Below are 2,138 nucleotides of genomic sequence, written 5' to 3'. Positions count from 1 at the left end.
GACCTGATCGCCAAGGAGTACGGCGCCGGGCTGCGCGCCGTCGACTTCGAGACCGCGGCCGAGGAGGCCCGGACCCTGATCAACAACTGGGTCGAGGACCAGACCCATGACCGCATCGTCGACCTGATCCCCGAAGGCGTGCTCGACAACCTGACCCGGCTCGTGCTGGTCAACGCGATCTACCTCAAGGCGCCCTGGGAGCAGCCGTTCGAGAAGGCCGCCACGGTCAAGGGGAAGTTCACGAAGGTCGACGGCTCCAGCGTCGACGTCGACATGATGAACAAGCCGGACCTGTCCGCTCCGTTGGTCAACGGTGACGGCTGGCGCGGCGTCGTCGTGCCGTACGCCGGCCGGAAGCTGGCGATGACCATCGTGCTGCCCGACAAGGGAAGGTTCGAGGCAGTGGAGGCGAGCATCGTGAAGGACGGCCTCGGCGCACTGACGCCGGAAGGATCGCTGGCCGCAGTGAATCTGACGCTGCCGAAGTGGACCTTCCGCACCGACGCTCCACTGGGCGACCTGCTCAAGGAGATCGGCATGCCGACCGCGTTCATCGACGGTCAGGCCGACTTCACCCCGATGACCGACGAGGACCTGCCGCTGCACATCGCGGCCGTCCTGCACCAAGGCTTCATCGCCGTCGACGAGGAGGGCACGGAGGCGGCCGCTGCGACGGCCGTCGTCATCCGCACCGAGTCGGCACTGGTCACCGAGGCGTTCACGGTCGACCGCCCGTTCCTCTTCGTCATCCACGACCTCGACCACCATGCGCCGTTGTTCGTGGGCCGGGTCGTCGATCCGTCGTAGGCCCGTTGGTCGACGAGGGGTCCCGAGACGGTTGGTGTGCAACCTCCTCGGCCTCCGGGCTGTCGGTGCGGGGCCGTAGGCTGGCGCCCATCACCCCCTGTCGATCCTGACCGGGGGCGCTTGTGTTGTCCTCCACGAAAGCGTGCCCCCATGCGTCTCGCCGGCCTCGCCGACGCCGTCCTTTCCGACCCGCCCCTCGCCTCGGCCCTCGCCGAGGCTGCCGGCGCGAGCTCACCCACCGGTGAGCTCACCGGTCCGGAGGCCCTGCGGCCGTTCCTGGCCGCGGGACTGGCGCGTGCCGGACGGCCACTCCTCGTGGTCACCGCCACCACCCGCGAGGCGGAGCAGCTCGTCGCCGAGCTGGGCGACCTGCTCGACCCGACCGGAGTCGCCTACTACCCGAGCTGGGAGACCCTCCCGCACGAGCGCCTGAGCCCGCGCAGCGACACCGTCGGTCGCCGGCTGGCGGTGCTGCGCCGGCTCTGTCACCCGGGCACGGATGCGGCGACCGGCCCGGTCAACGTGATCGTCGCGCCCGTGCGTTCGATGCTCCAGCCGCAGGTCAAGGGCCTCGGCGACCTGACGCCGGTGGAGCTCGCGGTGGGGGGCACCGCCGACCTCGACGAGGTCGTGGCCGGCCTGGTCGGCGCTGCGTACTCCCGGGTCGACCTGGTCGAGAAGCGCGGCGAATTCGCCGTGCGTGGCGGCATCGTCGACGTCTTCCCGCCCACCGAGGAGCACCCGCTGCGCGTGGAGTTCTGGGGCGAGGAGGTCGAGGAGATCCGTTCCTTCGCGGTCGCCGACCAGCGCACCATTGCCGCGGTCGAGCGGCTCTGGGCCCCGCCGTGTCGCGAGCTGCTGCTCACCGACGACGTCCGTGCCCGCGCCGTCGAGCTCGGCCGCAAGCACCCGCAGCTCCTCGAGATCACCGACAAGATCGCGCAGGGCATGGCGGTCGAGGGCATGGAGGCCCTGATCCCCGTGCTCGTCGACGAGCTCGAGCTGCTGGTCGACCTGCTGCCCGCCAACACCCAGGTCCTCGTGCTCGACCCCGAGCGTGCCCGCGCCCGGGCGCACGACCTCGTGGCCACCAGCGAGGAGTTCCTCGCGGCCTCGTGGGCGACTGCCGCCGTCGGCGGCCAGGCGCCGATCGACCTGCAGGCGGCGTCGTACCAGTCGCTGGGTGACGTGCGCAGTCACGCGCGGGGACTCGGCCAGAGCTGGTGGACGTTCAGCCCGTTCGGGCTCGACGGTGACGCTGACGCCGCTGCGCCCGACCAGGCGCTGGGCGCGCAGGCCGCGCCGTCGTACCGCGGCGACGTGGAGAAGGC

At 71.2% G+C, this 2,138-nt stretch carries 1 protein-coding gene and 1 pseudogene; both read left to right on the top strand.

What is annotated here, in order from left to right; all coding sequences use genetic code 11:
- On the top strand, positions 1-807 hold an 807-nt coding region (locus tag ACOADB_RS04970; RefSeq protein ID WP_378596835.1), incomplete at its 5' end, for a serpin family protein.
- A 150-nt stretch (positions 808-957) separates the two neighbouring features.
- Positions 958-2,138 (top strand): annotated as a pseudogene (locus ACOADB_RS04965) (transcription-repair coupling factor); the annotation flags it as partial.

Origin of the sequence: Nocardioides sp. CPCC 206348 (assembly GCF_048654705.1) — a bacterium.
Lineage (GTDB): Bacteria > Actinomycetota > Actinomycetes > Propionibacteriales > Nocardioidaceae > Nocardioides.
This window is presented reverse-complemented; position numbering and strand designations above follow the sequence as displayed.